The organism is Teichococcus aerofrigidensis, assembly GCF_054073225.1.
In genome coordinates this window covers 24,792-45,896 of the sequence record NZ_JBSXMU010000021.1, presented here as the reverse complement: position 1 = coordinate 45,896, position 21,105 = coordinate 24,792, and the positions used below count along the sequence as shown (strand labels likewise).

At 73.2% G+C, this 21,105-nt stretch carries 14 protein-coding genes; all 14 read left to right on the top strand.

Annotation, left to right across the window (positions count from 1 at the left end):
- The first annotated feature begins 172 nt into the window (after nt 1-172).
- Nucleotides 173-628 (top strand): periplasmic heavy metal sensor, encoded by a 456-nt coding sequence (locus ACVMLK_RS07270; RefSeq protein ID WP_457486013.1) that lies wholly within the window; start codon nt 173-175, stop codon nt 626-628.
- Nucleotides 629-631: 3 nt separating this feature from the next.
- Nucleotides 632-2,026, top strand: coding sequence for an efflux transporter outer membrane subunit (locus ACVMLK_RS07265; RefSeq protein WP_457486012.1), 1,395 nt, complete (start codon nt 632-634; stop codon nt 2,024-2,026).
- A 22-nt stretch (nt 2,027-2,048) separates the two neighbouring features.
- A complete protein-coding gene (locus ACVMLK_RS07260; protein WP_457486011.1) occupies nt 2,049-3,311 on the top strand; it encodes an efflux RND transporter periplasmic adaptor subunit in 1,263 nt (420 codons plus the stop codon).
- Nucleotides 3,308-6,400 carry an efflux RND transporter permease subunit gene (locus ACVMLK_RS07255; RefSeq protein WP_457486010.1) on the top strand — a complete coding sequence of 1,031 codons (3,093 nt, stop codon included), beginning with the start codon at nt 3,308-3,310 and terminating at the stop codon, nt 6,398-6,400. The genes ACVMLK_RS07260 and ACVMLK_RS07255 overlap by 4 nt, the downstream gene beginning before the upstream one ends.
- A 9-nt stretch (nt 6,401-6,409) precedes the next feature.
- Nucleotides 6,410-9,505: an efflux RND transporter permease subunit gene (locus ACVMLK_RS07250; RefSeq protein ID WP_457486009.1), complete on the top strand. Its 3,096-nt coding sequence runs from the start codon at nt 6,410-6,412 to the stop codon at nt 9,503-9,505.
- A 58-nt stretch (nt 9,506-9,563) separates the two neighbouring features.
- Complete coding sequence (locus ACVMLK_RS07245) at nt 9,564-10,448, top strand: alpha/beta hydrolase (RefSeq protein WP_457486008.1); 885 nt, start codon at nt 9,564-9,566, stop codon at nt 10,446-10,448.
- Between the two features lie 198 nt (nt 10,449-10,646).
- Nucleotides 10,647-11,717: a YncE family protein gene (locus ACVMLK_RS07240; RefSeq protein ID WP_457486007.1), complete on the top strand. Its 1,071-nt coding sequence runs from the start codon at nt 10,647-10,649 to the stop codon at nt 11,715-11,717.
- Nucleotides 11,718-11,721: 4 nt separating this feature from the next.
- Nucleotides 11,722-12,948, top strand: coding sequence for an isochorismate synthase (locus ACVMLK_RS07235; protein WP_457486006.1), 1,227 nt, complete (start codon nt 11,722-11,724; stop codon nt 12,946-12,948).
- The gene (locus ACVMLK_RS07230; protein ID WP_457486005.1) at nt 12,945-14,603 is read left to right on the top strand and encodes a (2,3-dihydroxybenzoyl)adenylate synthase; all 1,659 of its coding nucleotides are present in this window, start codon (nt 12,945-12,947) and stop codon (nt 14,601-14,603) included. The genes ACVMLK_RS07235 and ACVMLK_RS07230 overlap by 4 nt, the downstream gene beginning before the upstream one ends.
- On the top strand, nt 14,600-15,241 hold the full coding sequence (locus ACVMLK_RS07225) for an isochorismatase family protein (RefSeq protein ID WP_457486004.1): 642 nt from the start codon (nt 14,600-14,602) through the stop codon (nt 15,239-15,241). Before ACVMLK_RS07230 ends, ACVMLK_RS07225 begins: the two co-directional genes overlap by 4 nt.
- Nucleotides 15,238-15,516, top strand: coding sequence for a phosphopantetheine-binding protein (locus ACVMLK_RS07220; protein WP_370591999.1), 279 nt, complete (start codon nt 15,238-15,240; stop codon nt 15,514-15,516). Before ACVMLK_RS07225 ends, ACVMLK_RS07220 begins: the two co-directional genes overlap by 4 nt.
- The gene (locus ACVMLK_RS07215) at nt 15,503-19,480 is read left to right on the top strand and encodes an amino acid adenylation domain-containing protein (RefSeq protein ID WP_457486003.1); all 3,978 of its coding nucleotides are present in this window, start codon (nt 15,503-15,505) and stop codon (nt 19,478-19,480) included. Before ACVMLK_RS07220 ends, ACVMLK_RS07215 begins: the two co-directional genes overlap by 14 nt.
- Before the next feature lie 4 nt (nt 19,481-19,484).
- Nucleotides 19,485-20,246 (top strand): 2,3-dihydro-2,3-dihydroxybenzoate dehydrogenase, encoded by a 762-nt coding sequence (locus tag ACVMLK_RS07210; protein ID WP_457486002.1) that lies wholly within the window; start codon nt 19,485-19,487, stop codon nt 20,244-20,246.
- Nucleotides 20,239-21,084 (top strand): alpha/beta hydrolase, encoded by an 846-nt coding sequence (locus ACVMLK_RS07205; protein WP_422925322.1) that lies wholly within the window; start codon nt 20,239-20,241, stop codon nt 21,082-21,084. Before ACVMLK_RS07210 ends, ACVMLK_RS07205 begins: the two co-directional genes overlap by 8 nt.
- Nucleotides 21,085-21,105: the final 21 nt, after the last annotated feature.

Here is a 21,105-nt window from a genome sequence, read left to right as displayed (position 1 = left end):
GCCCGCCGGTGCTGCGCTGGCTGCGGCCGCTGGTGCCGGCGGGCTGCGGCGCGCTGGCGGCGCTGGCCACCTGCCTGCTGCTCATGGGCCTCTCCTCCTGGCCGCGCGGCCCGGCGCCGGAGGAGGTGCTGGGCGCGCCGCGCCTGCTGGCGATGATGATGGAGAGCGGGGAATGAGGCCGTCCCGCTCCTGGCTGCTGCGGGGCGCCCTGGGTGCTTCCCTGGGCGCCTCCCTGGCGCTGAACCTGGTGCTCGGCTACCTGCTGCAGGCCGGGCCGCAGCGCGGGCCGGATGTCGATCGGGCGCAGGCCCGCATCGAGCGCGTCCTGTCCGAGCCCGACCGTCTCGTCTTCCACCGCGCCATGGAGGCCGGCCGGCCGGAATTCCAGGCCGCGCTGCGCGAGCACCGCCAGGGCCGGCCCGCCGTGGCCGAGGCGCTGGCGGCGGAACCTTTCGACCCCGAGGCGTTGCGCGCCGCCATGGCGCAATCCCGGGCACGCTGGCAATCCTTCAGCACATCGTTCGAGAACAGCATGATACAAGGCTTTGCCGCCATGTCGCCCGAGGGACGCAGGCGGGTCGCGGAGGATATGCGCGGGCGCGGCGGCCAGCGGAGTGGGCAGAAGTAAGGCATGCCCCTGTTGCCGGTACCGGGCCGTTTTCCGGCCATCCCGCTGCTGCTCAGCCTGCTCGCCGCCTGCGGCCCACGCCCCGAGCCGGTGCTCTCCGGCCTCGGCCCCGCGCCGGCCTTCCGGGCGGCCGATCCCGCCGCGCCGGTGCATTGGCCCGATCCCGAATGGTGGCGCGGTTTCCGCGCGCCGGAGCTGGACCGGCTGATGGCGCTCGCCATGCAGGGCAATTTCGATCTCGCCGCCGCCGCGGCGCGGGTGCGGCAGGCCGATGCCCAGCTCCGCATCACCGGCGCCGCCCTGCTGCCCACCGTGGGCGTCGATGCCGGCGTGACGCAGGCCCGCTCTGTGGCCAGCGGCGCCGCGCGCGACCGCAACTCGACGCGCTACGACGCCACGCTCTCGGCCAGCTACGAGGTCGATTTCTGGGGCCGCAACCGCTCCCTCGCCGAGGCGGCGGCGGCGGATGCGCGGGCCAGCCGCTTCGACGTCGGCACCGTGCTGCTGACCACGGAGGCTTCCGTCGCCAACACCTACTTCCAGGTCCTGGCGGCGCGCGAGGAATTGCGCACGCAGCAGGAGAACCTGGCGGCGGCCCGGCGCATCCTGGGCATCATCCGCCAGCAGGTGAACTTCGGCACCGCGACCGGCCTCGACCTGGCGCAGCAGGAGACCGTGGTGGCGCAGCTGGAGGCCAGCATACCGGGACTGCGGCAGACCGCCGACCAGGGGATCAATGCCCTGGCGCTGCTGACCGGGCAGCCGCCCGCCGCGCTGCGGGTGACGCCGGATGCCTTCGACCGGCTCGCGGTGCCGGCGGCGGCGCCCGGACAGCCGGCGGAGCTGCTGGCGCGGCGGCCGGACGTGCTCGCCGCCGAGGCCGCCCTGGCCGCCGCCAATGCCAATGTCGCCGCCGCCCGCGCCGCGCTGCTGCCGAACCTGACGCTCAGCGCCTCCGGCGGCGTGCAGTCGGCCGCTCTCGGAACGCTGCTGCGGCCCGAGGCGCAGTTCTTCTCCCTGGTGGCCGGGCTGGCGCAGACCGTCTTCGACGGTGGGGCGCTGCGCGGCCAGGTCGCGCTCAGCCGCGCCCAGGCCGAGGCGCTGCTGGTGGAGTACCGGCGCGCCATCGTCACCGCCCTGTCGGACACGGAGGACGCGCTGGTGGCGCTGCGCGACACCGCCGAGCAGGAACGGCTGCGCGGCGAGGCCAATGCGCGGGCGCAGCGCGCCTACGACATCGCCGAGGCGCAGCTGCGCGCCGGCACCATCGACCTGATCACCCTGCTCAACACCCAGCAGACCCTGTTCTCCACCCGCGTCAGCCTGGTGCAGGCGCGGCTCGCCCGGCTGCAGGCCGCCGTCGCGCTGTTCCGCGCGCTCGGCGGCGGCTGGCGGTGAGGACAGCGCCGCGGATGTCCCGATGACACGCTCCCGTATCCTCATCCTCCTCCTGCTGGTGCTCGGCCTCGCGGCGGGCGGCTGGTACTTCTGGCAGCAGCGGCAGGCGGCCTCGCCGGCGAGCCGCACGGCGGCGGGGACGGCGCCGGGACGGCCCGGCCAGGCCGGCAGCGGCCGCGGCGCCGCCATGGGGGGCATCCCGATCCCCGTCGCCGTCGCGGCCGCCGAACGGCGCGACCTACGGCTGACCCTCGATGTGCTGGGCACGGTCCAGGCGCTGAACGCCATCACCGTGCGCTCCCAGGTCAGCGGCATCCTGACGGAGGTGCCGTTCCACGAGGGGCAGGAGGTCGAGGCCGGGGCGGTGCTGGCCCGCATCGACGACCGCACCTACGCCGCCGCCCTGGCCCAGGCCGTCGCCAAGAAAGCCTACGACCAGGCGCAGCTCGAGAATGCGCGCACCGACCTGCGGCGCTACCAGGGACTGCTCGCCGCCAATGGCGTGACCCGCCAGCAGGTGGACACGCAGCGCGCCCAGGTGGCGATGTACGAGGCGCAGGTGGCGCAGGACCAGGCCGCCATCGACACCGCCCGCACCCAGCTCGACTACACGGTCATCCGCGCCCCCATCGCCGGGCGCGTCGGGCTGCGGCAGGTCGATCCGGGCAACCTCGTCGGCGCCGGCGACAGCACCGGCATCGTCTCGGTGACGCAGATGCGGCCGATCGGCGTGAACTTCACCATCCCGCAGGGCGAGCTGCCGCGCCTGCGCCGCGCCATGGCGGCGGGGCCGGTGACGGTGGAGACCATCCCGGAGGCGGGGCCAGGCCGGAGCGCCGCGCCGCTGCGCGGCACGGTGCAGACGGTGGACAACCAGGTCGACGCGGCGACCGGCACGGTGAAGGTCAAGGCGGTCTTCCCCAACGAGGAGACGAGCCTCTGGCCCGGCGCCTTCGTCAGCCTCCGCCTCGCCGTCGAGACCGTGCCGGACGCCGTGGTGGTGCCGCTGGTGGCCGTGCAGCAAGGGCCGAGCGGCCCCTATGCCTTCGTCGTCTCGCCCGAGGGCGACAGGGTGGGGCAACGCCCGCTGGTGCTCGGCGCCGTGACGCAGACGGAGGCGGCGATCCGCGACGGGTTGCAGGCCGGCGAGCGGGTGGTGATCTCGGGCGGGCTCCGGCTGAACGATGGCAGCAGCGTCGTCCTGGCTGACCCGGCCGCGCCGGCCGCGCCCACCGCCGGCGGCAGCCAGCCCCGCCGCCAGCGCCGCGCCGAAGCCGCGCCGTGAACATCTCCGCCCCCTTCATCGCCCGCCCCGTGGCCACCACGCTGCTGGCCGTCGCGGTGCTGCTAGCCGGCCTGTTCGGCTATCTCCGGCTGCCCGTGTCCTCGCTGCCGGAGGTGGATTTCCCGACCATCGAGGTGACCACCCAGCTGCCCGGCGCCTCGCCGGACACCGCCGCCGTGCTGATCACCGCGCCGCTCGAACGGCAGTTCGCGCAGATCGCCGGGCTGCAGGTGATGTCCTCCGTCAGCGGGCCGGGGGTCAGCCGCATCACCCTCCAGTTCCGCCTCGACAAGGATCTGGACGAGGCCGCGCAGGACGTGCAGGCGGCGCTGGACGCGGCGCGTGGCACGCTGCCCTCCACCCTGCCCTACCCGCCGGTCTACTCCAAGGTGAACCCGGCGGACCCGCCGGTCATCACCCTGGCCCTGACCTCCGACAGCCTGCCGATCATGCGACTGTCGGACCTCGCGGACACGCTGCTGGCGCAGAAGCTTTCCCAAGCGAGCGGCGTCGGCCGGGTGACGGTGCAGGGCAATATGCGCCCGGCGGTGCGATTGCAGGTCGATCCGCTGCGGCTCGCCGCCTATGGCATCAGCCTGGAGACGGTCCGCGCCGCCATCGCGGCCGCCAACCAGAATTCGCCGAAAGGCTCGCTGGACGGGCCGCGCCAGGCCTCGCAGATCCTGGCCAACGACCAGATCGCCAGCGCGGCCGAGTTCGCCGAGGTCATCATCGCCTGGCAGAACGGCGCCCCCGTGCGGCTGCGTGACGTGGGCGAGGCGGTGGAATCGCTTGAGAACGAGCGCAACGGCGCCTGGTTCAACGGCCGCCCCGCCGTGCTGATCGACGTGCAGCGCCAGCCCGGCGCTAATATCGTGCAGACCGTGGAGCGCATCCAGGCGGTGCTGCCGGAGCTCACCGCCGCCATGCCGGCCGGCGCGCGGCTGGCCGTCGTCTCGGACCGGACCGAGACCATCCGCGCCTCGGTGCACGAGGTGCAGTTCACCCTGGTGCTCTCGGTCGCGCTCGTCGTCGGCGTGGTCTGGCTGTTCCTCGGCAGCGGGCGCGCCACGCTGGTGCCGGCGGTCTCGCTGCCGCTCTCCATCATCGGCACCTTCGGCGTCATGGCCATGATGGGCTACTCGCTCGACAACCTGTCGCTGATGGCGCTGACCATCGCGACCGGCTTCGTCGTCGATGACGCCATCGTCATGATCGAGAACATCGTCCGGCTGATCGAGAAGGGCGAGCATCCGCTGGCCGCCGCCTATGCCGGCTCGAAGCAGATCGCCTTCACCATCGTCTCGCTGACGCTGTCGCTGATCGCCGTCTTCATCCCGCTGCTGTTCATGGAAGGCGTCGTCGGCCGGCTGTTCCGCGAGTTCGCCGAGACGCTGACCGCCGCTGTACTGGTCTCCATGGTGGTCTCGCTGACGCTGACGCCGATGATGTGCGCCCTGCTGCTGCGTCCCGGCCACCATCCGGGCTGGCTGTCGCGCCGCTTCGAGGCCGGCTTCGAGCGGCTGCGTCTGGCCTACGGGAAGGCGCTGGACCTGACCCTGCGGCACCAGGGGCTGACCCTGCTGGTGGCGGCGCTGACGGTCGCGCTGACCGCCTGGCTCTACGTCGTCATGCCCAAGGGCTTCCTGCCGCTGCAGGACACCGGGCTGATCACCATCACGACGGAAGCGCCGCAGGATGCCTCCTTCGCCCGCGCCGCCGAGATCCAGTCGCGCATGGCGGAGGTGGTGCGGGCCGACCCCGCGGTCGCCGCCGTCACCGCCGTGGCCGGGGCCAGCACCGTCAACCCGGCGCAGAACAGCGGGCGCATCACCGCCGTGCTCAGGCCGCGCGCCGAGCGCGACCTCGATGCCCAGGGCATCATCGCCCGCCTGCAGCCGCAGCTCGACGCCATCCCCGGCGGCACCGCCTGGCCGCAGGCCGCGCAGGACATCCAGATCAGCCCGCGCGTCAGCACCACCCAGTACCAGTACACCCTGACGGATTCCGATGCCGCCACCCTCTCGCTCTGGGCGCCGCGGGTCCTGGAGCGGCTGCGCGACATTCCGGGCCTGCGCGATGTCGCGACCGACCAGCGCCAGAACGGGCTGCGCCTCGTCGTCGAGGTCGATCGCGACCGCGCGGCGCGGCTCGGCATCAGCATGCAGGACGTCGACAACGTCCTCTACAACGCCTATGGCCAGCGGCAGATCTCGACCATCTATGGTCAGAGCAACCAGTACCGCGTGGTGCTGGAGATTGCCGACCGGCTGCGCGGGGATCCGACCGCGATCGGCCAGCTGCGCGTGCCGGGCACCGACAACGCCCAGGTGCCGCTGGCCGAGATCGCCCGCTTCGACCGCGCCAGCGGGCCACTGGTGGTCACGCGGGAGAACCAGTTCCCCGCCGTGACCATCAGCTTCAACCTGGCCGAGGGCGTGTCGCTCGGGCAGGCGGTGAGCGCCATCGCCGCCGCCGAGCGCGAGATCGGCCTGCCCGACAGCGTCACCGGACGCTTCGCCGGGGATGCCGCCGAGTTCAACACCAGCCTGGCCGGCCAGCCCTGGCTGATCCTGGCCGCGGTGGTGGTGATCTACATCGTGCTCGGCGTGCTCTACGAGAGCCTGATCCATCCGGTCACCATCCTCTCGACCCTTCCCTCGGCCGGAATCGGCGCGCTGCTGGCGCTGGAGTTCGCGGGGCTGGATCTCTCGGTGGTCGGGCTGATCGGCATCATCCTGCTGATGGGCATCGTCAAGAAGAACGCCATCATGATGATCGACTTCGCGCTCGAGGTGCAGCGGGATCATGGCATGGCGCCGCGCGAGGCGATCCGCGAGGCGGCGCTGCTGCGCTTCCGCCCGATCATGATGACCACCGCCGCCGCGCTGCTCGGCGCCCTGCCGCTGGTGCTGCAATCCGGCACGGGCTCCGAGCTGCGCCTGCCGCTCGGCGTCTCCATCGTCGGCGGGCTGCTGCTGTCGCAGCTGGTCACGCTTTTCACCACTCCGGCGGTCTATCTCGCCATGGAGGCGGTGCATGCTTCGGTGATGCGGCGCTGGCGCGGCGCGCCGGCGGCGGCGGAATAGGACGGGGCGGTGTTCTCCATCTCGGGGCCCTTCCTGCGCCGGCCCATCGCCACCCTGCTGCTGGCGCTCGGCCTGGCGCTGGCCGGGCTGGTGGCGCTGCGGGAGCTGCCGGTCTCGGCCATGCCGCGCGTCGATATCCCGACCATCTTCGTCAGCGTCAGCCAGCCCGGCGCCAATCCGGAGACGCTGGCGGCCACGGTGATCGCGCCGCTGGAGCGGCGCATCGGCGAGATCGCCGGCATCACCGAGATGACCTCCAACGCCAGCAGCGGCAGCGGCAACATCATCATCCAGTTCGATCTCTCGCGCCGGCAGGCCGATGCGGCGCGGGACGTGCAGGCGGCGGTCAACGCCGCGCGCCAGGACCTGCCCTCCGGCCTGCCCAATCCGCCGCAGGTGCGCAAGGTGAACCCGGCCGACGCGCCGGTGCTGATCCTGGCCATGACCTCCGACACGCTGCGGCCCACCGCGCTCTACGATGTGGCCGACAGCATCGTCGCCACGCGGCTGTCGCAGGTGAAGGGCGTGGCGCAGGTGCAGGTGGGGGGCGCCGACCAGCCGGCGGTGCGCGTCGCGGTCGATCCAGCCGCCGCCGCCGCCGCCGGCGTCTCCTTCGAGGAGATCCGCACCGCCATCAACGAGGCCAATGTCACCCAGCCGCTCGGCCATATCGAGGGGCCGGCGCAGTCGATGAGCCTCGCCGCCAACGACCGCATGAGCCGTGCCGCGGAATACGCGACGGTGGTGGTCAAGACCGCGGACGGCGGCATCCTGCGCCTGTCGCAGATCGCCTCGGTGACGGACGCCACGCGCTCGCGCCGCCAGGCCGCCTGGTTCAACGAGCGGCCGGCCATCCTGATGATGGTCTTCAAGCAGGCGGATGCCAATGTGCTGGAGGTGGTGGACGGCATCCTCGACCAGCTGCCGCGGCTGCGGAGCTGGGTGCCCGGCGGCATCGACGTCGAGATCATGAGCGACCGTTCCGGCACCATCCGCGCCAGCGTGGAGGAGGTCGAGCTGACGCTGCTGCTCACCGTGGCGCTGGTGATCGCCGTCGTCGCCCTTTTCCTGCGCCGGACGGGCCCCGTTCTGGCGGCCAGCGCCACGGTGCCGCTCTCCTTGCTCGGCACGCTCTTCATCATCTGGCTGATGGGCTACTCGCTCAACAACTTCTCGCTGATGGCGCTGATCGTGTCGGTGGGCTTCGTGGTGGACGACGCCATCGTCATGATCGAGAACATGGCCCGGCTGCGCGAGCGCGGCATGCCGCCGATGCAGGCGGCGCTCGAGGGGGCGCGGCAGATCGGCTTCACCATCGTCTCGATCACCCTCTCGCTGGTCGCCGTCTTCATCCCCCTGCTGGCCATGGACGGCATCGTCGGGCGGCTGTTCCGCGAGTTCTCGGCCACGCTGGCGATCGCCGTCGGCATCTCCGCCGTCCTCGCCCTGACCCTGACGCCGGTGATCGCGGCCTTCCTGGAGCGGCCCGGCCACCAGCGGCCGCCCGACCGGCTCTCACGCGGCTTCGAGCGGCTGCTGGCGGGCGTGGTGCGCGGCTACCTGCGCTCGCTCGCCGTGGCACTGCGCTGGCGGCGCAGCATGTTGCTGCTGAGCCTGGGCCTGGTGGTCCTGACGGTCTGGCTCTACGTGGTGGTACCCAAGGGCTTCTTCCCCGAGCAGGACACGGGATTGCTGGCGGGCACCGCCCAGGCGGCGCCGGACACCTCCTATGCCGCCATGACGGCGCTGCAGCAGGAGGTGACGCGGATCATCCTGCGCGATCCGGCCGTGGCGACGGTCGGCGCCTCCGTCGGCGGCAGCAGCTTCAACGCCGGCACCAACTCCGGCCAGCTCTACATCTCCCTGAAGCCGCGCGAGGACCGCGACGCCTCGGCCACCCAGGTCATCGACCGACTGCGCGCGCCGCTCTCCCGGATCCCGGGGGTGAACGTCTTCCTGCGCTCGCAGCAGGATCTCTTCGTCGGCGGCCGGCCGGGCAATGCCGCCTATTCCTATGTCCTGCTCGGGACCGACCTCGAGGAGCTGCGGCGCTGGACCAATGTCATGGTCGAGAAGCTGCGCACCGTCCCCGGGATCAACGATGTCTCCAGCGATCAGGAGCGGTCCGGCCTGGTGAACCGCCTGGTGATCGACCGCGATGCGGCGGCGCGGCTCGGCGTCTCCATCACCGATATCAGCGCGGCGCTCAACAACGCCTTCTCGCAGCGGCAGGTCTCCACCATCTACGGTGCGCGCAACCAGTACAAGGTCGTGCTGGAGATCGATCCGGGGCTGCAGCGGGACGCCACCCAGCTGCAGCGCATCTTCCTCCCCGGCACGGACGGCGCGCAGGTGCCGCTCGGCGCCGTGGCCCGCGTGGAGCGCGATGTGGCGCCGCTCCGGGTCACGCATCGCGGCCAGTTCCCGGCGACCACGATCAGCTTCAACCTCGGCCCCGGCCTGGCGCTCAGCGACGCGACGGCGCTGGTGCAGCAGGCCGAACGGGAGGCGCTGCTGCCCGGCTCGATCCGCTCGCAGTACGGCGGCAATGCCGCGGCCTTCCAGGACTTCACGCGCTCCCAGCCGCTGCTGATCCTGGGCGCCATCCTGGCCATCTACATCGTGCTCGGCGTGCTCTACGAGAGCTACATCCATCCGCTGACCATCATCTCCACCCTGCCCACGGCCGGGCTTGGCGCGCTGCTGGCCCTGTTGCTGACCGGCCTACCCTTCTCGGTCATGGCGCTGATCGGCGTCATCCTGCTGATGGGCATCGTCAAGAAGAACGCCATCATGCTGGTCGATTTCGCCCTGGAGCACGAACGGGAGGAAGGCCGCGGCAGCGAGGCCGCGATCCTCGCCGCCTGCCAGGATCGCTTCCGGCCGATCCTGATGACCACCCTGGCGGCGCTGCTGGGCGCCGTGCCGCTGGCCATCGGCATCGGCACCGGCGCCGAGATGCGCCAGCCGCTCGGCGTGACCATCATCGGCGGCCTGATCGTCTCGCAGCTGCTGACGCTCTACACCACCCCGGTGATCTTCCTGGCGCTCGACCGCTGGCGCCGCCGCCCGGTGATGGCGCCGCAACCGGCGGCGGGCGAATGAACCGGCCTCCCGTGAAGGTGAGATGCCACCCAGGCCGGATCGGGCGATAGGCGCGCGCATGATCCCGATCCGCCGCTCCCCTCTCCTGCCGTCCCGCCGCGCCCTGCTGTCCGGTGCGGCAGGGCTTGCCCTGGCGCAGCGCGCGGCGCTCGCAGGGCCGGCCTCGCCGCCGCGCCCCTATGCGCCTCCGCGCGCCGAGGAATGGGCCGTGTCCAGCCGGGCCGGGCGCGACTACCGCATCCTGCTCTCCTGGCCCGAGGGGCCGCCGCCCGCCGCCGGCTTCCCCGTCCTCTACGCCCTGGACGGCGCGGCCTTCTTCGACGTGCTGACAGCGAGCATGCGCTGGCGGCCGGCGGCGGCCCAGGGCATCGTCGCCGCCATCGATTTTCCCGAGGACGAAGCCGACCGGCGCCGTCGGGACCGAGAGTTCCTGCCCGGAGGCCCGCAGAACGCGGCGGCCCTGCTGGACTTCATCGCCACGGAGCTGGAGGCCGCCCTCGCCGCGCGGCTGCCGCTCGATGCCGCGCGGCGCGGCCTGTTCGGCCATTCCTATGGCGGCCTCTTCGCCCTGCACGCGCTGTTCACGCGGCCCGCGCTGTTCCGCACCGTCCTGGCCGCCAGCCCTTCGGTCTGGTGGAAGGACCGCGCCATCGAGCACGAGGCGGAGGCCTATCTGCGCGCACCTCCGCCGCCCGTGCCGCCCCGCCTGCTGCTGACCTATGGCAGCGAGGAGCGGCGGCGCGGCGACACCACGCGGCTCGGCATGGGCGAGGGCGTGGAAGGGCTCGCCGCCCTGTTGCGGGATCATCCCGCGCATCTGGAGACGTTGTCGGTTCAGGCTTTCCCGGGTGAGGGGCATGGCAGCGTGCGCGCGGCCGCGGCCAACCGCGCCATCGATTTCTGCTTCCCCGCCACAGGCGTTCCGCGCCGGCCGGCGCCTTGACTTGCGGAGCGAAAGGACTAGCCTGGGCATTATTAAGAACGATTGTCATTTGCATGCTCTGAAGCGCGTCCCCGCGGCGCGCTGCCCCTCATCCGATCTCTCGGGTAAGCGGTGCGGCCTTCGCGGACACGCTTGAGCACTCCTTCCCGCGTGAAGCGGGCCTGTGCTTCAGGCCCCACAACCAGGAGCTTCGCTTTCGTGACCCATTCGCCGCGCCTCTCGCGCCGACACGCCCTCGCCCTCTTCGCCGGTGCCTTCTGCGCCACGCGCCTGACGGCCGCGCGGGCCCAGGCACAGGGCCAGGCGGCTGTCGAGCAGAACGCCAGGTTCGCCGCCGGCCTCTACGAGATCGTCTTCAGCGCGTCACAGAACCGCCTCTATGTCGCCGCCGCCGGCGTGCGCGGCGCCGATGACGCGCGTCTCTTCGCCGTCGATCCGGGCACGCTGGAGGCGAAGAGCTTCCTCGAGCTGGGCGACGAGCCGGCCTTCGGCCTCGGGCTGGACGACCGCCGGCACCGGCTCTACACCACCAACACGCGCAGCGGCAGCGTCTCGGTGATCGACACGCAAAGCGGCAAGCTGCTCGGCAAGCTGGCCGAGGGCGAGAAGGCGCATGTCCGCCAGGTGGTCGTGGATGACGAGAAGGACGCCGTCTATGTCTCGGTCTTTGGCGCGCGCGGGGCGCCGAGCCAGGTCTGGGTGATCGACGGCGCCACGCAGAAGATCGCGCATGTGCTGCAGGATGGCCTGGACGGCGGCATCACCGGCCTGGCGCTGGACCGCGCCGGCAACCGCCTCTTCGCGACGGCGCTGCAGAGCAACGAGATCGTCGAGATCGATCTGGGCAGCCGCGCGGTGAAGCGCCGCTTCGCCTCCGGCGGCGAGGGCGCGGTCAACCTCGCCTACGACCCCGCCGGCCGGCGTCTCTTCGTCACCAACCAGAAGAGCGGCACGCTGACGGTGCTGGACGCCGGCAGCGGCGCGCTGGTGAAGAGCATCGAGACCGGCGCGGGCGCCCTCAGCCTGGCGCTGAACCCGCCCCGGGGCCTGGTCCTGGTCGCCAACCGCCAGGCCGGCACGGTGAGCCTGGTCGATGCCGCCTCGCTGACGGTGCGCGACAGCCTGGTGACGGGGACGCATCCGCAGACCATCGCCGTCGATCCGGCGGGCGGCCGGGCCTGGGTGACCAACAAGGCGCGCTCGGCGCCGCGCGGCCAGCCGCCGGTCGAGGACCCGCAGGGCGACACCGTCAGCCTGATCCGCCTCTGAGGTGATGATGATGGGAGGCTTCTCCATGCCGGAGGCGGACGGGCGGACCGCTGGCCCTGTCCCGGCGCCCGAGCCGCCTCCCCTGGCCTTCCTCTCGGGCGAGAGCAGCCTGCTCGGCTGGGGTTGCCGGCGCCGTCTGCCGCCCGGGGGCGCCGACAGCCTGGGCGAGCGGGTGGCGCGGTTCTTCGCCGCCGCGCCGGACGGCCCGGCGGTGGTGGCCGGCGCCTTGCCCTTCGACCGCGCGGCACCGGACCACCTGCTGCAACCCGACCGGCTGGAGCGTGGCGGGCGCGTGGCCGGTCTCGCCACCCCCGCTCCCGCCGCATCCGGCGGAGCCTGGCGCCTGGTGCCGCGGCCCTCGGCCGCCGCCTATGCGGATGCGGTGCGCCAGGCGCTGGCCCGGATGGCGGCCGAGATGGAGCGGCCCGGGACGCTGGCCGAGGGGGCGCTGACCAAGATCGTGCTCTCCCGCGGGCTGCTGGCCCGCTCCGAGGGCCCGATCGATACCGTGGCGCTGCTGGACCGGCTGGCCGCCGACCCCGCCGTGACCGGCTTCCGCCTGCCTCTGCCCGCGGGGCCCGGCGGCGCGCCGCGCTGGCTGATGGGCGCCACCCCGGAGCTGCTGCTGCGCAAGCGGGGCGGCGCCATCCTCTCGCATCCCCTGGCCGGCTCCGCGCGGCGCCACGCGGATGCGGCGGCCGACCGCGCCGCCGGGGAAGCCCTGCTGCGCTCCGAGAAGGACCGCCGCGAGCATCGCATCGTGTCCGACTACATCCTGGACACCCTGTCCCCCTGGTGCCGCCGCCTCGCCGCGCCGGACGGCATCACGCTGAGCCGCACCCGCACCCTGTGGCACCTCGGGACCCGGATCGAGGGGGAGCTCAGGGACCCGGCCGTGCTCTCGGCCACCCTGGCGGCGGCGCTGCACCCGACACCCGCCGTCTGCGGCCAGCCGCGCGCCCGCGCCGCGGCGCTGATCCGCGAGATCGAGCCGGAGGATCGCGGCTTCTATGCCGGCGCGGTCGGCTGGTGCGACGCCTCGGGCGATGGCGACTGGTTCGTCACCATCCGCTGCGCCGAGATTGCCGGCGACACCGCGCGGCTCTATGCCGGGGCCGGCATCGTCCCCGGCTCCAGCCCGGAGGGCGAGGCTGACGAGACCGCCGCCAAGTTCGGCGCCCTGCTCGATGCGCTGGGCGCTGGCGATGCCGCCAGGGAGTGCCCACTGTGAATCCGCCCGGCCCGCCCCCCACCGGACTGCGCCCTCTGCGCCAGGACTGGCCCGCTGAATTCGCCGAACGCTACCGCGCCGCCGGCTACTGGCGCGGCGAGACCTTCCCGGGCTTCCTGCGGCAGCGCGCCGCGGAGCGGCCGGAGGCCATCGCCATCGTCGACCGCGAGCGGCGCTGGAGCTATGCCGAGCTGTGGCGGCGCGCCGAGGCGCATGCGGCGGGCTTCCTGGCCCGCGGCCTGCGGCCCGGGGAGCGGGTGGTGGTGCAGCTGGGCAATATCGCCGAGTTCTTCTCGGTGGTCTTCGGCCTGTTCCGCGCCGGCCTCGTGCCGGTCTATGCCCTGCCGGCGCACCGCATCACCGAGATCGCTCATTTCGCCCGCCGCGCCGAGGCCAGCGCCTATGTCGTCGCCGACCGTCAGGACGGCTTCGACTACCGCGACCTCGCCCGCGCCCTCCAGGCGGAGGTGCCGGCGGTCCGGCACGTCGTCGTGGTCGGCGAGCCGGGGGAATTCACCGCGCTGGAGGATTGCGTCGCCGCGCCCGAGGGCCTGCCGCCCGACCCCGACCCGCAATCCGTCGCCTTCCTGCAGATCTCCGGCGGCAGCACCGGCCTGTCGAAACTGATCCCGCGCACGCATGACGACTATATCTACAGCTTCCGCGCCAGCAACGAGATCTGCGGCGTCACGGCGGACAGCGTCTTCCTCGTGGCCCTGCCGGCGGCGCACAACTTCCCGATGAGCTCGCCCGGCCATATGGGCGCGCTCCATGCGGGCGCGCGCGTGGTTCTCAGCCCGGCCCCCGACCCTGCCACCGCCTTCCCCCTGATCGAGCGCGAGCGCGTCACCATCACCGGGCTGGTGCCACCCCTCGCCCTGCTCTGGCTGCAGGCGGCGCCGGCGCGGCGGCACGACATCTCCAGCCTGCAGGTGCTGCTGGTCGGCGGCGCCAAGTTCACGCCCGAGGGCGCGAAGCGCGTCCGCCCGGTGCTGGGCTGCACCCTGCAGCAGGTCTTCGGCATGGCGGAGGGGCTGGTGAACTACACCCGGCTGGACGACCCCGAGGAGATCATCGTCAACACCCAGGGCCGGCCGATCAGCCCGGATGACGAGGTGCTGGTCGTCGACGACCTCGGCAACCCCGTCGCGGAGGGCGAGGCCGGGCATCTTCTGGCGCGCGGACCCTATACCATCCGCGCCTACCACAATGACGACGCGGCCAATGCCCGCTCCTTCACGGCGGATGGCTACTACCGCACGGGCGACATCGTGAAGCGGCTGCCCGGCGGCTATCTCGTCGTGCAGGGCCGCGCCGGCGATCACATCAACCGCGCCGGCGAGAAGATCTCCGCCGAGGAGATCGAGGATCACCTGCTGGCGCATCCGGATGTCTTCGATGTCGCCATCGTCTCCATCCCGGACGACTTCCTCGGCGAACGGAGCTGCGCCTTCGTGATCGCGCAGGGCAGTGAGCGGCCGCGGCCGGCGGCGCTGAAGGCCTGGATGCGGCAGCGCGGCATCGCCGACTTCAAGGTGCCGGACCAGATCATCTTCGTCGAGCGCTTCGCCACCACGGCGGCGCTGAAGATCAGCCGCAAGGAGCTGCGCGCCCGGCTGCGCGCCGAATTCCTGCAGGCGGGAGGCGCGGCATGAGCCGGCCCGGACTGCCGCAGATCGCGCCCTATCCCCTGCCCGATGCCGCGGAGATTCCCGCCGCCCGCGCCTCCTGGTCGCTGCAACGCGACCGCGCGGCGCTGCTGGTGCACGACATGCAGCACTACTTCCTGCGCCCCTACGCCCAGGAGGCCGATCCGATCGCGACGGTGATCCGCAACATCGCGCGCCTCGCCGGGGCCTGCCGCGCCGCGGGCATCCCGATCTTCTACACCGCGCAGCAGGGCGACCAGGACCAGCGCGACCGCGGCCTGCAGGCCGATCTCTGGGGGCCGGGCATGAGCGGCGCGCCGGAGCATCAGCCGATCCTGCCCGCCCTGGCGCCGCAGCCGGGCGACTTCGTTCTGGTGAAGCACCGCTACAGCGCCTTCCAGCGCAGCAACCTCGAGACGCTGATGCGCGCGCGGGGCCGCGATCAGTTGGTCATCTGCGGGATCTACGCCCATATCGGCTGCCTGCTGACCGCTGCCGAGGCCTTCATGCGCGACATCGAACCTTTCTTCGCCGCCGACGCGGTGGCTGATTTCTCGCGAGACAAGCACGACATGGCCCTGTCCTACATCGCCGGAGTCTGCGGCGTGCCGCGCAGCACCGACCAGCTGGTGGCCGCGCTGTGAGCGCGCCGCCCCTGACGCGCGAGGCGATGCGCGCCGATATCGCCCGTCTGCTGCACGAGGAGCCGGAGGCCATCGCCGGCGACGACAACCTGCTCGACCTCGGCCTGGATTCCATGCGGGCGATGAACCTGCTGACGCGCTGGAACGAGGGCGGCCTCGACCTCGACTTCAGCGAGTTCGCCGAGACGCTGACGCTCGACGCCTGGTGGGCCATCGTGCAGCGCCGCGTCGCCCAGCGGGACGTTCAGCGGAACGTGCAGCATGGATGCGGCTGACCAGCGCGGGATCGCACCGGCCGCCGGACCCGTCGCCGCGCCGCTGACCGAGGCCCAGGCCGGCCTCTGGTACGCGCAGCGGCTGGATCCCGCCAACCCGATCTTCAACACCGGCCACTACCATGACATCCGCGGGCCGCTGGATGTCGCCGCCTTCCGGCGGGCGGTGGATACCACCGTGGCCGAGGCCGACGCCCTGGCGCTGCGCATCGGCGAGGAGGCCGAGGGCCCGGTGCAGAGCCTGGACGAGAGCCTGCGGCCCTGGCTCGAGGTCATCGACCTCACCACCCTGCCCGACCCCGAGGCGGCCGCCCGTGCCTCCATGGCGCGTGACATGGCGGCCGCCGGCGGCGAGCGCCTGGCGGCGATGCGGCTCTACCGCCTGGGACCGCAGCGCTTCTTCTGGTACCAGCGCGTGCATCACCTGGCGGTGGACGCCTTCGGCGCGGCGCTGCTGGCCCGCCGCGTGGCCCGGCTCTACGCCGAGGCGTCGCGTCAGGGACCGGCGGGCGTGGAGGCGGGCGCCGATCCTCCGCTGCCCGGCTTCGCCCTGGCGCTGGAGGAGGACGCCGCCTATCGCGCCTCGCCCCGCCGGGCGCAGGACGCGGCCTATTGGCGTGACGCCCTGCGGGGGCTCGGCGAGGTGGTCAGCCTCTCGCCCCTGCCGCCCGCCGCGCAGGCCGGCGCCTCGGCCCACTTCGTCCATCGCCATGCGATGCCGATCGGGCAGGAGGTCGAAGCCCGCCTGCAGCAGGTGGCGGCGGAGGCCGATGTCCCCTGGCCGGACGTGCTGGCGGCGCTGATCGGCGCCTATTGCCAGCGCCATGCCGGGGCGGAGGAGAGCGTCGTCGGCATCGCCTTCATGGCCCGGCTGGGCAGCCGCGCGGCGCGCGTCCCGGCCATGCTGATGAACGTCCTGCCCCTGCGCCTGCGACTGGACGAGACGGCGCCGCTCGGCACCGTCCTGGCGGAAGTGGCGCGCCAGCTCACGCGGCTGCGGCGCCACGGTCGCTACCGCGGCGAGCAGATCCGGCGCGATCTCGGCCGGCTGGGTGGCGGCCGGCGGCTGCACGGCCCCATCATCAACCTGCTTCCCTTCGAGGAAAGACTGGTGCTGCCCGGCCTCGCCGCCGAGCTGCACATCCTCGGCACCGGGCCGGTGGAGGACATCACCTTCAACATCCGCGGCGGGGCGGCGGGGCTGCGGCTGGAGATCGAGGCCAACCCGACGCTCTACGAGGCGGCCGATCTCGCCGGTCATGCCGCGCGGCTGCGGCACTTCCTCGGCGCCGCCCTGGCCGCCCCCTCCCTGGCCGCCCCCTTCCTGGCCGAGGTGCCGACCGTCACGCCCGGGGAGGCGGAATGGCTGGTGCACGGCCTGAACGCCACGGCGCACCCGCTGCCGGAAACCACGCTCGCGGCCCTCATCGAGGGCCGCATGGCGGACAGTCCGGAAGCCGTGGCGGTCGTCGAGCCGGGCGGCCGGCGGCTGAGCTATGCCGCGCTCCAGGAACGCTCGGCCGGCCTCGCCGAGGCGCTGCGCCGCCGGGGCATCGGGCGGGGCGACCTGGTGGCGGTGATGCTGGACCGCTCCCTGGAGCTGATGATCGCGCTGGTGGCGGTCCTGCGCGCCGGTGCCGCCTATCTGCCGCTCGACGCCGGGCACCCGCCGGAGCGGGTGGCGCGGGTGCTGGCCTCGGCCCGGCCGGCCCTGGCGCTGGCGCCGGCCGCCGCGCCGCATCTCGCCGGCCACATGCCGCTGGTGCCGCCGGAGGACTGGCCGCGTTTCCCCACCCGCCCCCTGCCGCCCGGCCCGGCGCCGCAGGACGCGGCCTATGCCATCTTCACCTCCGGCTCCACCGGCGAGCCGAAGGGCGCGGTGATCGGCCACCGCGCCATCGTCAACCGCCTGGAATGGATGCGGGCGCAGTACGGCATCGGCGCCGCCGACCGCATCCTGCAGAAGACGCCGGCCACCTTCGACGTCTCGGTCTGGGAGTTCTTCCTGCCGCTGCTCAGCGGCGCCACCCTGGTGATGGCGCCCCCCGGGGCGCATCGCGACCCGGCGGCGATGGCGGCGCTGATCCGGTCCGAGGGCATCACCACGGCGCATTTCGTGCCGTCCATGCTGGCGGCCTTCCTGGCCGAGCCCGCCTCGCGCGGGCTGTCCCTGGCGCGCGTCTTCTGCAGCGGCGAGGAGCTGACGGCGGCCCTGCGCGACCGCTTCCACGCCACCCTGCGCGCCGACCTCCACAACCTCTATGGCCCGACCGAGGCGGCCGTCGATGTCAGCCACTGGAACGCGGGGCCGGAGGACCGCTCCAGCCCGGTGCCGATCGGCTTTCCCGTCTGGAACACCCGCCTCTACGTGCTGGACGAGCGGCTGCGGCCGGTGCCGCCGGGCGTCACGGGTCATCTCTTCATCGCCGGCGTGCAGCTGGCGGAGGGGTATCTCGGCCAGCCGGCGCTGACCGCGCAGGCCTTCATCCCCGACCCCTTCCATCCCGGCCAGCGCATGTACCGCACCGGGGATCTGGCGCGGCTGCGGCGGGATGGCGCCATCGTCTTCCTCGGCCGCTCCGACCAGCAGCTGAAGCTGCGCGGCCTGCGGATCGAGCCGGGGGAGATCGAGGCCGCCCTGTCCGCCTCCCCCATGGTCGCGCAGGCCCGCGTCATCGCGCGCCAGGACGGCAGCGGCGAGAAGCGGCTCGTGGCCTATCTGGTACCGGGGCCGGCCTACGACCCGGCGGCACTGCGCGCCCATGTCGCGGCCCGTGTGCCGGACTACATGGTGCCGGCCGCCTTCGTGGCGCTCGACGCCCTGCCGGTGAATTCCAGCGGCAAGCTGGACCGCGCGGCCCTGCCGCAGCCGGAGTTCGGCGGCACCGCCGGCCGCGCGCCGCAGACCGCGACGGAAATGCGGCTCGCCGGCCTCTTCGCCGAGGTGCTGGGACTGCCGCGGGTCGGCGCGGAGGAGGATTTCTTCGAGCTGGGCGGGCATTCGCTGCTGGCGGTGACGCTGGCACGGCGCCTGCGCGAGAGCTTCGGCCGCGACCCGGGCCTCGGCGCCATCTTCGAGAACCCGACCGTCGCCCGGCTGGCGCCGCTGATGGAGGGCACCGGCGAGGCCGATCACGGCCTCGGCGCCCTGATCCGGCTGCGGCGGCAGCACGGCCAGGACGAGACCCGGCCGCCGCTCTTCACCATCCATCCGGCCGGCGGCATCGCCTGGTGCTACGCCACCCTGGCCCGCGCGCTCAGCCCCGGACGCGACGTCTACGGGCTGCAGGCGCCCCAGCTGGAAGGCGCCGCGCCGCCCGACAGCCTGGAGGCCCTGGCCGCCCGCTATGTCGAGACCATCCTGCCGGCGGCCGGAGAGGGGCCGGTCCACCTGCTGGGCTGGTCGGTCGGCGGCATCATCGCCCAGGCCATGGCGGCGCGGCTGCAGGCCCTGGGGCACAGGGTCGGCCTGCTGGCCCTGCTCGACGCCTATCCGAGCGACTGCTGGCGCGCCGAGCCGGAGCCGGACGAGGCCGCCGCGCTGCGGGCCCTGCTGGCCATCGCCGGGCACGACCCGGAGGCGCATCCCGAGCTGCGCGACCGCGCCGCCGTGGTGGCCTTCCTTCGCCGGGGCGGCAGCCCGCTCGGCCAGCTTCCCGGCTCGGTCCTCGACGGCGTGGTGCGCGTGGTGGAAGGCAACAACCGGCTGGTGCGGGCGCATCACCACGCCCGCTACGACGGGCCGGCCCTGCATGTCCGCGCCGCGCTCGACCACGCCGGACGCGACATCCGGCCCGAGTTCTGGGCGCCCTATGTCGGGCGCTTGGAGGTGATCGACATTCCCGCCCTGCATGCCGAGTTGCCCGGCGCGGCGGCAACCTCGCGCATCGCCCCCCTGCTCGCCGCCGCCATGACCCGGCGCGAAGCACCGGCGGAAAGCGGGGCGAGGGACAGGAGGGATTGAGGCGATGCGACCCAGCGGACTTTCCGGGCGGATCGCCCTTGTGACCGGCGCGGCGGGCGGTATCGGCGCCGCCCTGGTGCGGATGCTGCGGTCCGAGGGGGTCACGGTCGTCGCGACCGATCTCGGCACCGACGGCATCCCGGTGCTGGACGGCGTCCACCGCGAGGCGCTCGATGTCACCCGGGCCGCGGATGTCGAGGCGCTGGTGGCGCGGATCGAGGCCGGGCTCGGGCCGATCAGCCTCGGCGCCAATGTCGCCGGCGTGCTGGCCACCGGCCTGGTGGCGGAGACCAGCGATGCCGAATGGGCCCGTGTCTTCGCCGTCAATGCCCAGGGCGTGTTCCATGTCGGCCGGGCGCTGGCGCGGCGCATGACGCCGCGTCGGCATGGCAGTATCGTCACGGTCAGCTCGAACGCGGCGGGGGTGCCGCGCCACGGCATGGCGGCCTATGCCGCCTCCAAGGCGGCGGCGACCATGTTCACCCGCTGCCTCGGGCTGGAACTGGCTCCGCATGGCATCCGCTGCAACATCCTGGCCCCCGGCTCCACCCTGACGCCGATGCAGACCGGGATGTGGGCCGATGCCGAGGGGGCCAGCCGGGTGATCGCCGGGGCGCCCGAGATCCACAAGACCGGCATTCCGCTGGGCAAGCTGGCCACGCCCGAGGATGTGGCGGAGGCCGCCGTCTTCCTGCTGTCCGACCGCGCCGGCCATATCACCATGGCCGACCTGTATGTCGATGGCGGCGCGACGCTCCGTGGCTGACGGCCTGGTCACCCTGCCCGGCACCGCCATTCTGCCGGCGCAGGGCGCCTCCGGCGCGTACCGCCTGCTGACCGCCATCCCCGAGGGCCCGCCTCCGCCGGGCGGCTTTCCCGTGGTCTGGCTGCTGGATGCCAATGCCTGCTTCGGCATGGCGCTGGAAATCCTGCGCCATGGCATGCTGCGCCAGAAGACCACGCGGATCGCCCCCGCCATCCTGGTCGGCATCGCCTATCCCGGCGAGGGGCTGTTCGACCGCCGGCGGCGCAGCCTGGACTATACCGCCGCCGCGCCGGCCGGCGAGCCGCATCCCGGGCCGCATGGCGGCCGGGACGCCTTCCGGGACTTCCTGCGGGACGTGGCGAAACCTCTTCTCGCCGCCCACGCGCCCGCCGATCCAGGGCGCCAGGCCGTGATCGGCCACTCCCTGGCGGGCTATCTGGCGCTCGATCTGCTGGCCTGGGACAGCGCCCTCTTCCAGGGCTATGGCGCCATCAGCCCCTCGGTCTGGTGGGACCGGGAGCGGCTGCTGCGCGGCCTGGCGGCGGCCGCCCCGGCGCAGTCGCCGCCGGTCTATATCGGCGTCGGCGAATGGGAACAGCGCCTGGCCCCCTGGGAGGAGCACGGTCCCGACAGCGCCGGCATCGCCGCCCGCCGGACGAGACGTGGCATGGTGGAGGGCGCGCGGGAGATGGCCGCGGCCATCCGCCGGGCGCTTCCGGCCTCCCGGACCGGCTTCGAGGTCCTGCCAGGAGAGAACCATGCCTCCATGCTGCCCATCGGGATCAGCCACGCCCTCCGCGCCCTGCTGGCACCGGAAGCCCTTGGCGGCGCCGGCTGAACCCGGCTACCGCCCGGCCGC